The sequence below is a fragment of the Actinomadura physcomitrii genome, from assembly GCF_008923205.2.
In the GTDB taxonomy this organism is placed as follows: Bacteria; Actinomycetota; Actinomycetes; order Streptosporangiales; family Streptosporangiaceae; genus Spirillospora; species Spirillospora physcomitrii.
Genome location: NZ_WBMS02000073.1, coordinates 1 through 14,762, shown reverse-complemented (window position 1 = coordinate 14,762; position 14,762 = coordinate 1). Strand labels below are relative to the sequence as shown.

At 71.0% G+C, this 14,762-nt stretch carries 11 protein-coding genes; 6 read left to right on the top strand and 5 right to left on the bottom strand.

Annotated elements, in window-relative coordinates:
• The first annotated feature begins 40 nt into the window (after positions 1–40).
• Genes F8568_RS45100 through F8568_RS45075 form a run of 6 tightly spaced genes read left to right on the top strand, consistent with a single transcriptional unit; the run spans position 41 to position 7,994 of the window.
• Entirely contained in the window at positions 41–997 is a 957-nt protein-coding gene (locus tag F8568_RS45100) for a PrgI family protein (RefSeq protein WP_160574010.1), read from the top strand.
• A complete protein-coding gene (locus tag F8568_RS45095; protein ID WP_151600327.1) occupies positions 997–2,874 on the top strand; it encodes a VirB4 family type IV secretion system protein in 1,878 nt (625 codons plus the stop codon). Before F8568_RS45100 ends, F8568_RS45095 begins: the two co-directional genes overlap by 1 nt.
• Entirely contained in the window at positions 2,871–5,432 is a 2,562-nt protein-coding gene (locus F8568_RS45090; RefSeq protein WP_151600325.1) for a helicase HerA domain-containing protein, read from the top strand. Before F8568_RS45095 ends, F8568_RS45090 begins: the two co-directional genes overlap by 4 nt.
• The gene (locus tag F8568_RS45085; protein ID WP_151600324.1) at positions 5,429–6,361 is read left to right on the top strand and encodes a replication-relaxation family protein; all 933 of its coding nucleotides are present in this window, start codon (positions 5,429–5,431) and stop codon (positions 6,359–6,361) included. Before F8568_RS45090 ends, F8568_RS45085 begins: the two co-directional genes overlap by 4 nt.
• A complete protein-coding gene (locus tag F8568_RS45080) occupies positions 6,361–7,320 on the top strand; it encodes a C40 family peptidase (RefSeq protein ID WP_151600322.1) in 960 nt (319 codons plus the stop codon). The genes F8568_RS45085 and F8568_RS45080 overlap by 1 nt, the downstream gene beginning before the upstream one ends.
• Positions 7,317–7,994, top strand: coding sequence for a DUF2637 domain-containing protein (locus F8568_RS45075; protein ID WP_151600319.1), 678 nt, complete (start codon positions 7,317–7,319; stop codon positions 7,992–7,994). The genes F8568_RS45080 and F8568_RS45075 overlap by 4 nt, the downstream gene beginning before the upstream one ends.
• A gap of 68 nt (positions 7,995–8,062) precedes the next feature.
• Here the strand turns inward: F8568_RS45075 and F8568_RS45070 are convergent, their stop codons facing one another.
• The 5 genes from F8568_RS45070 to F8568_RS45050 all read right to left on the bottom strand — a co-directional run bounded on the left by F8568_RS45070 (position 8,063) and on the right by F8568_RS45050 (position 14,396).
• Positions 8,063–8,485 carry a hypothetical protein gene (locus F8568_RS45070; protein ID WP_151600318.1) on the bottom strand — a complete coding sequence of 141 codons (423 nt, stop codon included), beginning with the start codon at positions 8,483–8,485 and terminating at the stop codon, positions 8,063–8,065.
• A gap of 293 nt (positions 8,486–8,778) precedes the next feature.
• Positions 8,779–10,731, bottom strand: a complete 1,953-nt coding sequence (locus F8568_RS45065; protein WP_151600316.1) for a VWA domain-containing protein — start codon at positions 10,729–10,731, stop codon at positions 8,779–8,781.
• Positions 10,732–10,801: 70 nt separating this feature from the next.
• Entirely contained in the window at positions 10,802–12,037 is a 1,236-nt protein-coding gene (locus F8568_RS45060; protein WP_151600314.1) for an AAA family ATPase, read from the bottom strand.
• 88 nt (positions 12,038–12,125) lie between these two features.
• Positions 12,126–13,100 carry a MarR family transcriptional regulator gene (locus tag F8568_RS45055; RefSeq protein WP_160574009.1) on the bottom strand — a complete coding sequence of 325 codons (975 nt, stop codon included), beginning with the start codon at positions 13,098–13,100 and terminating at the stop codon, positions 12,126–12,128.
• Between the two features lie 810 nt (positions 13,101–13,910).
• The gene (locus tag F8568_RS45050) at positions 13,911–14,396 is read right to left on the bottom strand and encodes an ATP-binding protein (protein WP_151600310.1); all 486 of its coding nucleotides are present in this window, start codon (positions 14,394–14,396) and stop codon (positions 13,911–13,913) included.
• Positions 14,397–14,762 lie beyond the last annotated feature (366 nt).

The window sequence follows — 14,762 nt, the reverse complement described above, 5'->3', positions numbered from 1 at the left end:
AATGAGTCCAACGAGAAATCGGACCGATGAGCAGTTGATCGTGTCGATTCCCGCCGACGTCGACCAGCCCGACAAGATTCTCTACGGCCTCACCACCCGGCAGCTGGCGATCCTGGCCGGTACCGCCGCCGTCTGTCTGTGGGTCTTCCTCACCCTTGGGCCGCTGGTGCCTTTCTCCGTACTGGTGGCGCTACTAGTGCCGGTCCTGGCCGTCGGGTTCGTGCTAGCGGTGGCACGTCACGACGGCATGACCCTGGACCGCTACGCCCTGGCCGCGCTCCGCCACCTGCGTGCCCCCAAGGAACGTGTCACCGCCGGTGAGTCGGTGCAGCCGCCGCCGGCCTGGTGCAGGATGCGCGGACGCCTCCCCGAGCCCCTACGGCTACCGGTCCGCGCCGTCCGCCAGGACGGGGCGCTGGAGCTGGCCTCAGGCGGTGTCGCCGTCATCGTCAGCGCCGGCACCCTCACTTTCGGACTCCGCACCCCAGGCGAGCAGGCCGGGCTGGTGGCGGTGTTCGGCCGCTGGCTCAACTCCCTGGACGCCCCCGTCCAGATCCTCGTCCAAGCCCGTCCGATCGACCTGACCGGCCTGGCCGACCACATCACCCAGCACGCACCAGCACTCCCCGACCCGGCACTGGAGCAGGCCGCCCGTGGGCATGCGGCGTTCGTCACCGAGCTGGGCGCCGCACACGACTTGCTCATTCGGCACGTGCTCGTCGTCATCACCGGCCACATCCCAGCCTCCGCCCCCGCGTCCGTCCTGCCGTGGCGGCAGCGCGAACGGCGCCGGGTGGGCCGCGACTCAGCCGCTGCGGTCGCGCTGCGCCGCGCCGCAGAAGCCGTGCAGAACCTGGCCGCGCTCGCCGTCCCAGCTGCGGTCCTGGACGGCGAAGGCGCCACCACCGTCCTGACCGAATCACTATCCCCCGGAGATCTTCACCTGGTGGACGGCACGTCCCCAAACGACGTGATCACTCACCGGCAGGAGGCCTGATGCGACCTTCACTCGGTGCGCTCGCGCGCACGCTCGGCCTCACCGCTCGAACCGATGGCGCCAGCGTTGACCTCGCACAGGACGGTCCCAGCGATGGTCTGGACGATCTGGGAGTCGGCCTTGGCCCGTCGGCGGTGCGGGTGAACGCCCGCTCGCTGGAGCTGCCCGGCGGGGTGTGCTCGTCGTTCGCCGTGACCGGGTACCCGCGCGAAGTCGGCGCAGGCTGGCTGGAGCCGCTGCTCACCTACCCCGGTCGGCTGGATGTGTCCCTGCACGTCGAGCCGATCCCGCCGCTGGTCGCAGCGCAACGACTCCGCCGCCAGCTCGCCCGCTTGGAGTCGGCGTCACGGGCAGACGCGCAGAGGGGCCGACTGGCCGACTTCGCCGCCGAGGCCGCAGCCGATGACGCAGCTGAACTCGCCGCCTCCCTCGCCCGGGGCCACGGCCGTCTCTTCCGCGCCGGCCTGTACCTGACCGTCCACGCCCCGTCCCAGGGCGTGCTGGAGGGCGAGGTGCAACGGGTCCGGGCACTGGCCGCCTCACTGCTTCTTGACGCCCAGCCCACCACCTTCCGTGCCCTCCAAGGCTGGACGTCCACTCTGCCGCTGGCGGCCGACTCGATCGGAGCGCGGCGGGTGTTCGACACCGCCGCGCTCGCCGCCTCCTTCCCCTTCACCTCACCCGACCTGCAGCCGGTGCTGGGCGAGACACCGGTGCTGTACGGGCTGAACGCCTACTCGGCCGGGGTGCTGCTCTGGGACCGGTTCGCCCAGGACAACTACAACTCCGTCACCCTCGCCCGCTCCGGCGCCGGCAAGTCCTACTTCACCAAGCTGGAAGTGCTGAGGCTGCTCTACCAGGACGTCCATGTCTCCGTCATCGATCCCGAAGACGAATACCGGCGCCTTTGCGACGACGTCGCCGGCACCCACATCTCCCTCGGCGCACCCGGCGTCTGCTTCAATCCTTTCGACCTTCCGCAGGGGCAGGGCGAGGACAGCCTGATCCGCCGCGCGTTGTTCCTGCAGACGCTCATCGGAGCGATGCTCTCCGAGCCGCTCACACCGGAAGCGCGAGCGGTCTTGGACCGTGCAGTGCTGGGCGCCTACCGGGCTCGCGGCATCAACTCCGACCCCCGCACCTGGGCACGTCACGCACCTCTTCTGACCGATCTCACCGACCAACTCGACGCCATCGCCCAGTCGCATGCCCCGGAGGCAGGCACCGCGGCCGACCTGTCGGTGCGGCTGGCTCCGTTCGTGACCGGCTCGTACCGGGGCTTGTTCGCCGGACCCACCACTACGCGGCCCACCGGGCACCTGATCGTCTTCTCCCTGCGCGAACTGCCCGACGAGGTCCGCGCCGTCGGGATGCTTCTCGCTCTGGACGCGATCTGGCGCACCGTCACCAATCCCGACGACCGACGCCGCCGTCTCGTGGTGGTCGACGAGGCGTGGACGCTCATGCGCGAGGACGAGGGTGCTCGGTTCCTGTACCGGCTGGCCAAGTCCGCCCGCAAACACTGGGCCGGACTCGCCGTCGTCACCCAGGACGCCGGGGACCTTCTCTCCACCGACCTGGGGCGGGCGGTGATCGCCAATTCCGCCACCCAGATCCTGCTCCGCCAGGCACCCCAGGCCATCGATCAGATCGCCGACGCCTTCGACCTCACCGACGGCGAGAAGACCTTCCTGATGGCCGCCGACAGGGGCCAGGGACTGCTGTGCGGTTCCACCCCCGGGGCGGGGGTCGATCGGGCCGCATTCAGCGCGATCGCCAGCTCACACGAACACCAACTCGTCACCACCGACCCCGCTGAACTCGCCACCCGACTCCGACACCTCGAGGCCACCGACAGGGAGAACGACCCGCAATGAACCCCATGAGCCACCTGGCCTCCACCGACGACACCACCGGCTCCGGCCTGTACGGGCTGCTGTCGGACCTCGGGCACGCCCCGCACCGGCTCATCGACCACGCGATCGACATGGCCACCGGATACGGACCCGCGATCGCGGCGGGGATCGCGGGCGCCGCCGTCGGTTGGACGGCCTTCGGCTGGGTCCTGCGGGACTGGCGCAACAGCAGGCTCATTCCCGGAGCCCGGCTGATCGAAGTTGCGGTGCCACCGAAGGTCGAGCCGGCAAGCGCCGCCGCCTGGTGGGGCCGCCTCATCGGCCTCACCAATCCCGCCTGGAAACGACTCCTCTACGGACAGCCGCACCTGGCTTTCGAGTACTGGGCCGACCACAACGGTGTCCGCTTCCGCATCTGGGTTCCTGGCACCATCCCGCCTGGAATAGTCGAGAAGACGATCCAGGCGTCCTGGCCCGGCGCCACCCTCATGACCCACCCCGCCACGCCACCTCTCCCAGTCGACCAGGGCTACAACGCGGCCGGCGGACGGCTGATCCTGGCCCGCCCCGAGCACTTCCCGCTGGCCCACCACCACGACGCCGACCCGCTGCGCGGGCTGCTCGGCACCGCCTCCGGGCTGGCTGAAGGCGAACACCTGGCGGTACAGATCCTCGCCCGTCCGGCCATCGGCCGACGCCTCGGCAAGGCGTACCGCGCCGCGTCCGCGCTCCGCGGTGGCCGGTCCACCGCACCCCAAAGCCACCTGTTCGACTTCGTCACCCCCGGCATGTCCGGACACCACAACCCGACCGAGCTCACCCGCCAGCACCCCGAACATGCCGAACAAGTCCGCGCCATCCTCGCCAAGGCTGCCCAGCCGCGCTTCGAAGTCCAGATCCGTTACGGCGTCGCCAGCCGCCACCTCGACCAGGTTCAGGCCGGGTGGCTTCGGGCGCACGCCCACGAAACCGCCTCGACGTTCGCGCTGTTCACCTCCGGCCACCAGTACCTACGCCGCCGCCGACTCCATAGTCCGGCCGCCCGCCTCGCCGACCGCCGCCTGCACCGGGGGTATCTGCTTTCGGTTCCCGAGCTCGCGGCGATCGCGCACCTGCCCTACGACTTGGCCGCGCCCGGCGTCGCGCGCGCCGGCGCCCGCCCCATCGCGCCCTCGCCTGCCATCCCCGTCTCCGGACCAGGCGTCCGCGTCCTCGGCGACTCCGACGCCGGCGTGCCCCGCCCTGTCGGCCTCACGGTCGTCGGCGCCAGGCAGCACCTGCACGTTCTCGGCCAGACCGGCGTCGGCAAGTCCACCTTCCTGGCCAACCTCATCCTCTCCGACGCCGCCGCCGGGCGCGGTGCCCTGGTCATCGACCCCAAAGGCGACCTGATCGCCGACGTCCTGCAACGCCTCCCCGAACGCGCGATCGGCAACACGGTGGTGTTCGACCCAGCTGCAGCGGGACGTCCGCCATGCCTGAACGTCCTGGCCGGGCGTGATCCGGCGTTCGCGGCCGAGTCGATCGTCACGACCTTCCGCCGCTGCTTCACCTCCGCCTGGGGCCCCCGCCTGGACGACCTGCTCCGGTCGGCCTGCCTCACCCTCACTCGGGTCAACGGAACCCGGGCCACCCTCGGCGACATCCCCAAGCTCCTCATCGACACCGCCTACCGCGCTCGCATCACCGCACGCCTCACCGACGAACTCCTAGCCGGGTTCTGGGCCTCCTACGACGAACTCACCCCGGCCGCCCGCGCCTCCATGATCAGCCCCGTCATGAACAAACTCCGCGCCGTCCTGCTACGGCCCTTCATCCGCGACACCCTGTCGGGCGGCGCGTCCACCGTCGACCTCACCGCCACCCTCGCCACCGGCGGCCTCATCCTCGCCCGCCTACCCAAAGGCGTCCTCGGCGAGGACGCCGTCCGCCTCTTCGGCTCACTCCTGCTGGCGCACACCTGGCAGGCCATCACACCTCGCGCCACCCAAGCCGAGCACGACCGCCCGGACGCCGCCGCCTACATCGACGAAGCCCACAACTTCCTCAACCTGCCCGGCTCGATCAGCGACATCCTTGCCGAAGCCCGCGCCTACCGCCTCAGCCTCACCCTCGCCCACCAACACCTCTCCCAGCTCCCCAAGGACCTGCGGGAGGCAGTGTCGGCGGACGCCCGCAACAAGATCTACTTCGCCGCCTCACCCGAAGACGCCACCGACCTCGCCCGCCACACCGCACCTCTGCTCTCACCACACGACCTGTCCCACCTGGGCGCCTACCAAGCCGCCGCCCGGCTCATGGACGGCAACACACCCACACCGCCCTTCACCTTCCGCACCCGCCCACTCGCCGACCCGGTCCCAGGGCGGGCGCAGGCCATCCGACGCACATCCCGCGAGCGCTTCGCACCTCAGCACGTCCAACGGTCGATTCCCGACGTCGGGCTGAGAGATCTGGACGCCCAGCCCACCACGCCCGGCATCCACGTGGAAGCCGCCTACGGCACGGTGTCCCCGGACGAACCGGGCACTAGCGACCGCATTCCCACCGGCCCCTCGATCGAGAAGGAGTTGCCATGACCAAGGCCCGCGAGATCGCCATACGCACGCGTGGAGCACAGGGTCGGGCTCCGTGGATGACTTCCGAAATGATCGCCGACCTCGCTTACCGGCTGACGATGCGCGACCGGCAACTACTAACCCTGGTCTGGGAACACCGCGTCCTGACCACGACCCAGCTCGCCACCCTCTTCTTCCCGAGCCCCGAACGGGCCCGGCAGCGCCTCAACCGACTGCACGGACTCCACGCCCTCCTGCGATTCCGGCCCTGGACACCCACTGGCTCCAAGCCCTGGCATTGGGTTCTCGGCCCCGCCGGCGCGCGCGTCCTGGCCATCGAACAAGGGCAGGACCTCAGCGCGTTCGGATACCGGCAGGACGCAGCCACCGCCATCGCTGTCTCGTCCCGCCTCTCGCACCAGATCGGTGTGAACGACTTCTTCGTGACCCTGTACGCTCATGCGGCCGGGTCGAGTAACGCCGCCGCTTTGGAACAGTGGTGGTCGGAGCATCGCTGCGCGGCCCTATGGGGTGACCTCGCCCGCCCGGACGCCTTCGGCCGCTGGACCCAAACCCGCGCCGACGGCTCAACAAGCACCCTCGACTTCTTCCTCGAGCACGACACCGGCACCGAGACCCTCGCCCGCGTCACCGCCAAACTCGGCGGCTACGCCGACCTCGCCGAAGCCACCGGCACCACCACACCCGTCCTGTTCTGGCTCCCCTCTGCCAGGCGCGAGACCAACCTGCGCCGACTCCTCGGCGCACCCGAGATTCCGGTCGCCACCGCCGTCCACACTGCCGCCGCCTCTTCCGCAGGGCCCGCCGGTCCCGTCTGGCAGCCCGCCGGCGACACCGGAAACCGCCGCAGCCTCAGCGACCTCGCCCGCCTGTGGCGAACCGTCCCGCGCCAGGACGACGCTTCCGGCTCCGAGGCGGCGAGTCTCTGATGCCGCTGGCCATCGGAGCGGCTGTGGTGGTACTCGGGCTGATCGTGGTGCTCGGCGGCGTGATCGGCGCGATGATCCCCGGTTCCGACGCCGGAAGCATCGCCTGCCAACCCGCCCCAGGGCGTGGCGTCACCGACATCCCGGCCACCTACCTGGCCCTCTACCGCGGCGCTGCGCGTGAATACGGCATCGGGTGGAACGTGCTGGCCGCCGTTGGAAAGGTCGAGTCCGATCACGGGCGCGGCCCCGGCTCGGGCATCCGCACCGGCACCAACTCCGCCGGCGCCGCAGGACCCATGCAGTTCCTCGCCGCGACCTGGAAGGCGTTCGGCGTCGACGGCAACCACGACGGGCACGAGGACATCTACGACCCGGCCGATGCGATCCCCACCGCCTCCCGCTACCTCCGCCACAACGGCGCGCCCGGCAAGATCCGCGCCGCGCTCTTCCAGTACAACCACTCCAACCAGTACGTCGACCTCGTGCTGCGCCAGTCGCGCGCCTACGCTTCGCACGAAGGCGACTCGGCTGACAGCGGATGCGCCGGCACCGGCACCTTCATGGATGTCCCTCCTGAGAAAGCAGCCGCCGCGGCGATCTCGTTCGCTCGAGCACAGCTCGGCAAACCCTACGTCTGGGGCGCCGCGGGCCCGAACGCCTTCGACTGCTCCGGACTGGTCTACGCCGCCTACCGCGCCGCCGGGGTCACCGTCCCGCGCGTCTCCGGCGACCAATGGCGGCAAGGCCAGCACATCCCCAACGGCCACGAGCAACCCGGCGACCTGGTGTTCTTCAACTCCGGGCCCGGCACCTCCGCCAGCAACCCCGGACACGTCGGCCTGGTCATCGGCGGAGGAAGGATGATCGCCGCACCCCACACCGGCACCGTCGTGCAGATCCAGCCCTACACCCGCCCCGCCCTCCTCGGCTTCACCCGACCCACCGCAGCCCGCCCATGAGCGAAGACGGACAGGAGGAGGGGACGGCGCGCAACGATGGGCAGGCCGGACACGTGACAGCGTGGGCTGATCGCCTCACCCGGACCACTACCGCCCTCGCCGTCATCGCGGTCGCCGGTGTCGCCGCGACCATCTCTTATACGCACATCGTGGAGCTCACCCGTTCGCACGGCGAGGGCGGTCTGACGGCGCGGCTGGTCCCGGTCACGGTGGACGGACTGATCTGGGCCGCGTCGATGGTGGTCCTGGACGCCGGGCGCCGCAGCCGCCCCGTGCCCGCGCTTGCCCGGTGGAGCCTGGCAGCGAGCATCGTGGCGACCATCGGCGCCAACGTGGCGCACGGCGCCGCCCACGGCGTCATCGGAGCCTTGATCAGCGCCTGGCCGGCCCTCGCACTCATCGGCTCCTTCGAGTTGTTGATGACCCTCGTCCGCAATGCGATACGGCCCCGAAACGGCACCGTCCCTCACCGGTGCACCATGCTGGTGCAGCCTGGCACGTCACGTACCGCAGTGGAGCAGACCGTGGAGCAGGCGGTGCTGGCGGAAATCCGGGCGAGCATCAAGGGTCCCGGGCACCCGCTGTCACAGCGGTACCTGGCTGATAAACACGGCCTCGACCGACGCAAGGTCAAACAGATCATCAGCGCCGAGAACCAGCCGCGCTCCTGCTGATCTCGGCCTCGGGCTGACCTTGCCCTCCGGCCGGCCTCGGGCCCGCTGCTCGTCGTGCTGCCATCGAGTCATGGGCGGTGAGCCCTTTGATCGCTCCCCTCAAGGCTCTGGGTGGAGTGGAGTACCTCGTCGTAGACGGGGCCGTAGAGGGCGCGACCGAGGTCGTTGTAGGTGTCTGCGACATCCGGACCGACGGCATGGCGACCGCACCGGTCGGCGTCGATGGTGTGGCAGTCGGGGCAGGCGTCCGGCACGACAGGCCGGGCGGCGGCAGCGTCGCGCAGCGCGGTGATGAGCGCGGCGTCCCGATCCAGAACGGGTCCGGCTGCGGCGGCCACTCGGTAAGCCGCCTTGATCAGCTTCCCGGTGACCGCGTAGCGGTCCCGGGGGTTGGCGTCCAGTTCAGCGGTGATGTCGATGAGGCCGCACAACTCCTGGATCAGCCAAGCGGCTGCGGGCTCGGCCGGTACGGCATGCTCGTTACGGTTCACGGATCGGTCCTTTCGGTGCGGGCGGTCGATACGCCCCGGGAGCGGTAGGTGTCCTGCGGAGAAGAGATGGGCGATCTCGAAGAGCGCACCCTCGGCGAGACTTTGACAGTTGTCCGCTCGGCAAGGCGGGACGTGGCCCGGGGCCCGCGCGCCGCGTCTTCCGGCCGCGTTCGGACTGCGGACGCGGTTCGAAGTGTGCGGATGGGCCTGCTCGTTGCGTGGTCCACCTGGCCCACCCGTTCGCGTCGGGCGGGCCAGGCAACCTCGTGAGAGCCAGGCGGCATGGTGGCGGGTTACGCGTTGCGGAGGGCGCGGGTGGCGGCGGCGCCTATGGTGTCGGCGGCCTGGGTGGGGTCGGTCAGGATGACGCGGTGGGCGCCGTTCAGGACGGTGGCGCGGTCGTGGGGTGCCAGCCATAGCACCGCACACCCCGACGCTGTGAGCCGGTCGAGGCGCTTCTGCCCGAGGGTGGGGTGGGGATCTTTGAACTTGCCGTCGGAGACGACGACCAGGAGACGGGCGGCGCCGGGGCGGGACAGGTCCAGGGCGGCGTCGAGGGCATCGACGGCGGTGGTGAAGTCTTCGCGGGGGTCATTGGCGGCGAACACCGGTACCTGCGCGGGTGTCTGGCCCGGTCGGGTGAGGGCCCGGACCCGTGCACCGAAGATGACGCTGGCGGAGACGGCGTCGGGGACGTGTCCGGCGGCGCAGGCGATGATCCACGCGGCGGAGGCGACGGGGGCGGCGAAGGAGTTCATGGATCCGGACACGTCACAGGCGATCCCGACGCGCAGCGGCGGCGCGGGCACATGGCGGCGGACGGCCCGAGTGAAAGGCTCGGCGGTGGGGGTGACCCCGGCGGCGCGCTGGGCGTCGGCCGCGAGCGCACCCCGCATGCTGAGGCGTCCTGGCGGCGTCGCCGAGGTGGTGATGGTGGTGACGCGGTCGCGGTGCGCGGCGGCCCGCAACTGCCGCGCCAACCGACGGGCGGCGGCCTGCTCGGCCGGTTCCGGTGCCCGGGTGCCGGTGATCGCGGTCGGACCGTGCCGGGTGGTGGTGGCGGTGCTGGACCCGAATACCCCGCGCGCCGCGCGTTCGGCGTCTTGGCGGGCTCGTTTCTCCTGCTTTCGTTCCTGTCCAGGGTCGGCGGAGGTGACCGGTCCGCCTGGGGTGCCGGGGGCCATGGCGGGGGTGCCGGGGTCGGCGTGCACGGCGATCAGGGTTTCGCCGATCGCCTTTACCAGAGGTGAGGGGTCACCGGAGGCACCGGGCGTGCCGGGCGGCGGCGTAGGGGCGGGCATTTCGGGCGGGGTGCCGATGATCCGGCACCACCGCCGCCCCAGCTCCAGCATCGCCTCGCCGTCGGTGTCGGAGGTGGTGTGGGCGATGTGCCACAGGGCCGACAGCGCACTCAGCCGCGACTCACCCAGCACCCCGACCACCACCTCGCGCAGGGACGCGGTCTCAGCCGGGGCGAGGATTCCGGCATCGGCGCGGGCCAGCAGCAGCGCGGCGGCGTATCCCGCGTTCCAGGGCGTCATCGCGGCACCCGGCGTCGACACCGCCGCCCCGGCGCTACCGGCCCCCGGCCCGGCACCACCGCCACCCGCCGCGCTGCCGGACCCGCCACTACCGGGCGCGCTATGACCGGGCGCGGTGGCCGGGGCGGCGGTGGGGGTGAAGAAGCTGGGGAGGACGAGGGTGCTGGCGGTGGCACGCAGCCAGGGCCGGTCGGCGGGACGGCGGCGGATCTGCGCGGCCTCGATCCGCGATTCCTCCAGCGCCATGGCGGCGTCGATCGCGGCGGCAGGCGCGCCGATCGGTGGCATCCAACCGGTGTGGGTGGCGTGCGCTGCCTCGTGCACCAGCACGCCCCACAGCACCGGATACCGGTAGCGGTCGGCGGGGCGAGTCGGGTCGCACGTCTCGGGCCGCAGGCGCAGGTGGGTGCCGTCCAATTCGATGGTGGCCAGCGCGGGCATGAAACACCCCGGCGACCCCTGCCCCAAGCCGGGCGCGCACCGCACGGTGAGGTCCTGGCGGTCGGTGAGGTCGGCGACGGCGTCGGTGAACGCCGCCGACAGCGGCAGCCACTCCCCACGCAACCCTGCACCCACCACCGGCGCAGACACGGGCGCGGCGGGCGCCGGGACGGCGGCGCCCGGCCCGGTGACGGGCGCGGCGCCCGTGGTCGGGCCGGTTGGGGATGTGTTGGCGGGTTTGGTGCTGACTATGTGCGCGGTCATGGCTGGTTCCCCCGGTAGGTCGTGGCGGCCCTCAGTCGGGCCCGGTGTCGGTGTGCAGGTGGTGCTGGCGTTAGATCTGTCGGCCGAGGGAAAGTGGAGCGACGGCGCTTCCATAGACCGAACTGATGACTTCGGCCACGGCGTCGCGGTCTTCTTCGGGCGCGATCCCGAGCAGGTTGGCGACCGCCGCCTCGGCCCCGAGTACCTTGGTCATCTTCTGGAAGGCGATCAGCTCGCGTAGCTGCGGCGCCCATCCGATCTCGCCGGAAGCCTGGCGGCGGGCGAGGTTGCGGGCGACGCGGACCGCGCGCTTGTCGATATTCAGCGTGGCGGCGAGGTCGTAATCGGTGGACACCTGGATCTGCGCTGAGAAACGCGATGCGAGGGCTTCGGTGAGGACGGCACCGTGTACGCCGGGGTTGTGTCCGGCGATCACGTAGAAGCCTTCGGCTGCGGTGATGGTCTCGCCTTTGTGGGCTTTGACGGTGATCTGGCGGCGCCCGTCCATCGCCGGGTACACCACCGCCAGCACCTTCGGTGAGATGAGGGTGGCGTCGTCGATGAACAGACAGCGGCCCTCTGTCATCGCGGTCACCAGAGGCCCGTAAACGAACTCGTAGCCGCCGCCGGGTGCCTGGGTGTACTCGCCGATGAAATCGGCGACGGCGGTGTCCCCGTCCCCCGCGACTGTGATCAGATCCGGGAAGGCTGCCTCGACCAGGGACGTCTTCCCGGTTCCGGGCGGCCCGTACAGCAGCGCGGCGATCGACGCCTCACGCAACCGGCGCAACGCCGCAACGTCCGGCAGGTCCGCCAACCGGCGCGGGTGGTAGGTCTGACCGTTCGGACGCACCACCGGGCCCCGCCCGTACTGCGACGCCGTCTTCCCGCTCGCCGATCCGGTGGCGGTAGCCGGGGCGGTGGTGCCGGACGGCGGGGCGGCGGGCGCAGGCGCGGCCGGTGGCGTGCGGCGCACCGCCCGGGTACCCGCGCTGCCCCCCTTGGTGGCGTCACCAGTGGTTGCGGTGGCGCGGTAGCGGCGCGGACGCCCCGATACCCGCTCGGCCTGCCCCCGGTCGGTCAGTGTGTCCAGAGCGTTGGCCACCGCGCCCGCCGACCGGCCCAGATCCTTGGCGATCTCACCCGGCGAAAACAGGTTCTGCGGACGGTCGACCAGCACGGCGGCGACCCGCCGCCGCAGCTCGCCCTGCCCGAGGCGACCCCTGTTAGGTGCGGGCACGGCACCCGGCGCGGCGGCGGTGGGCACGGCGCCGCTGGCCGGGGTCGTAGTGGGAACGGTGGTCATCACATGCCTCCAGGGATGGTGTCGGTGAGCGGTGCGCCAGGACGGGCGGCACAGCGCCCGCCCCGTCGCGGCGGGTCGGCGCAGGCGTTCAACTCGCGGCGGCGCGGCGGGCAGTGGTGGCGGTGAACCGGCGGGGGCGCTCGCACACCAGCTCGGCCTCACCGGCCTCGGCGAGCCGGTCCAAGGCGTTGGACACCGCGCCCGCCGAATGACCGATCACCTTGGCCACCTCATGCGGCGTGAACTCGCTACCGGGGTGTGCGGTCAGGTGCGCGGCGACCTTCGCGCGCATCGCCCCCGGCTGCGACCGCACCCGGCCCGACTCCGTCCGCACCGGCCCCCGCACCGCTGCACGCACCAACCGCCGCACCAACCCCGACCCGCTGTAGGCGCCCTCCGCCGCCGTCAGCGCGCCGTCACCGTCCCCGGCCTCCAGCGCCGTCAGCGCCGCCGTGATCCCGTCCCGCAACGCCGTCAGCGCGTCCCGCGCCTCAGCCACCGCCGCCGGATCCAACCCAGCGCTTGCGCCACCGTTTCCGTCGCTGCTCCCGGCATCGGTGCCGGTCGTGTCCGGTCCGGTCGTGTCCGTGCCGGGGGCGTGCGGCTCCCCGGCGCCCGTGCCGTCGACGCTGGTCACCGGGCCGGACGGGGCGTCCTCCGGCTCATCGGCGGGCGCGGCCGGAGCGGGACCGGTCGGCGCCTCATCGGTGCCTGTGGTGGCGATCGCAGTGTCGCTGGCGGTGGTGGTGCCGGTGGCGTGCCAGGTGTCAGGCAGGCGCTTTCCGCCGTCGCGCCCGCCGGGCGTCCGAACGGCGCGCCCGTCACCCTCGAGGACGGTCAGGGTGCGGGCCACCGTCGCACGGCTGACACCCGCCGTCCCCGCGATCCTCGCCACCGTCGCGCCCGGGTTGCCCGTCAGCGCGTCCCACACGGCCCCAGCCGCGCCCGCCGGACGCGCCACGCCCGCCACATCAGCGGCACCGTCCCCGCGCGCCTCCGCACCGCTGGCGCCGCTGGCGTCGTTCCCGTTCGCACCCGTGACGGCGGTGTTCTTCGTGGCCATTTCGACTCCCATTCCATTCGTTCCGACAACCGCGATTCGGTGCCGTTCCCGTTTACCGGGAGCTCGACCATTTCTCGATACCGCAACGACAGGCAAGCACCTTCGGCCACATTTTTAGTCACCTCAACGGCTGAACGATGTCACCATTCAGACCGGCCCGCACCTAAACCCAAGGAACCGCAAACGCCGATTTCGTCCACCGAAACCGCACGCTCCGCCGACCATGCCGCCACCTCGCCACCTTCCATCGAATTCGTCTCAGCAAAGGCGCCGGAACGGACGGGAAATCGCCACCTCACCTCGACAGACGCCCCACCTCCACGACTCAGACACCGCGCACAAGCGTGAGGTCGAGGCGCCGCCGATCACGGCGCCCGCCGGCTTCGGCGGGATGCATGGCATTGATGCGTAGGGCGGGAGGCACTCGCAACACAGGAGTACCGGAGCGCAGGGTTTCAACATCCACAAACGCGCGGGCTATTACCAGGAGTCGTCCTGGTGACGAGTCGGGCCCGCGAACAGAAGCCACCAAAGCCCGTTCACCTGCGGGGACGCACCCCTCCAGGGCTTCCGGTCATAGACCGGCCCCTGAAACGGATCCTGAAGAGAACCATGAACAGAACATCGGAGAACGGGACCTCGAGCCCGACGATCCCCCACAGGGCATATGACACGAGACCACCACAAAAGGGATCAGGCCCCGCCCGTGTATCCGATTCAACGAATATACGGACGGGGCCTCGCCGTCAGGGAAACCTGCCTACTCTGTTCCCCGAGGGGCCAGCCTGGCTCCAACAGGCTGGGCCCTCCCTATGACGCCAGCGCGGCTCCCTGATTGGTCCGCGAGCCGCTGCGCAGATCCATGTCCGCCCAGACGGTGTGCCCGAGCGGGGGACTGCCGTGGATTCCGACCGACAGCGCCAGGCTGGACACCACCAGCAGCCCGCGCCCGTTCACCTGCGGCTCACATCCGGGCTGTTCCGAACGGATCGCAGGGACGCAGCCCCCGCCCAGGTCGGTGATCGCGATGTAGGACAGGTCCTGGAGCGTCACCTCCAGTCCGAACCAGCCTCCCTCGGCACCCGAGCGTGAATGTCGGACCGCGTTGCTGGCCAGCTCGGCCACCACGACCGCGACATCTTCCTCCCGTCCCGTACCGGCGAACAGCGACGCCGCGAACAGCCGTGCCGCGGTCACCTGGTCCGCCCTGCCGGAGAAGACGCGCCGCCACCGCATCGGTTCCGGCCCCCACAGCCATTCGCCTGCCGGGCACAGGCCCCAGCTCCTTGCCGCCACTCGTTGTCCCCTTTCCTTGCCTTCCTTGCGGTATCCGATGCTCGGCCTGCCAACGCCCCACGGGAACGGCAGGCGTGCGGCAGGGCCGGAGCGATCCAATCGACGCTCCGCTTGCCGGCCGCCGTCAAGTCGAGCGAATAATGCGCCATCCTGGACGATTAACAACCGATGCCCGTTTCGCCCGGCCTATTTGGGTCGCTGCCGACGAGCCGGCGCCAGGGACATCTGCATGGCAGTAGTACGGCAGCCGCATTTCGCGGCCTGAGCTGGGCGTATAGGCAGGCCTGAGGGAAGCGGGGAATCCGGGCCGGTTGATGTGGTCTTGTGACCGGAACGCCGGACGTGAAGACGGCTGCTCTGTGATCA

Bases quoted from the DNA above. Each gene is read 5' to 3' on its own strand.
- F8568_RS45095 (WP_151600327.1), top strand. From the start codon at position 997: ATGCGACCTTCACTCGGTGCGCTCGCGCGCACGCTCGGCCTCACCGCT.
- F8568_RS45090 (WP_151600325.1), top strand. From the start codon at position 2,871: ATGAACCCCATGAGCCACCTGGCCTCCACCGACGACACCACCGGCTCC.
- F8568_RS45085 (WP_151600324.1), top strand. From the start codon at position 5,429: ATGACCAAGGCCCGCGAGATCGCCATACGCACGCGTGGAGCACAGGGT.
- F8568_RS45080 (WP_151600322.1), top strand. From the start codon at position 6,361: ATGCCGCTGGCCATCGGAGCGGCTGTGGTGGTACTCGGGCTGATCGTG.
- F8568_RS45075 (WP_151600319.1), top strand. From the start codon at position 7,317: ATGAGCGAAGACGGACAGGAGGAGGGGACGGCGCGCAACGATGGGCAG.
- F8568_RS45065 (WP_151600316.1), bottom strand. From the start codon at position 10,731: ATGACCGCGCACATAGTCAGCACCAAACCCGCCAACACATCCCCAACC.
- F8568_RS45060 (WP_151600314.1), bottom strand. From the start codon at position 12,037: ATGACCACCGTTCCCACTACGACCCCGGCCAGCGGCGCCGTGCCCACC.
- F8568_RS45055 (WP_160574009.1), bottom strand. From the start codon at position 13,100: ATGGCCACGAAGAACACCGCCGTCACGGGTGCGAACGGGAACGACGCC.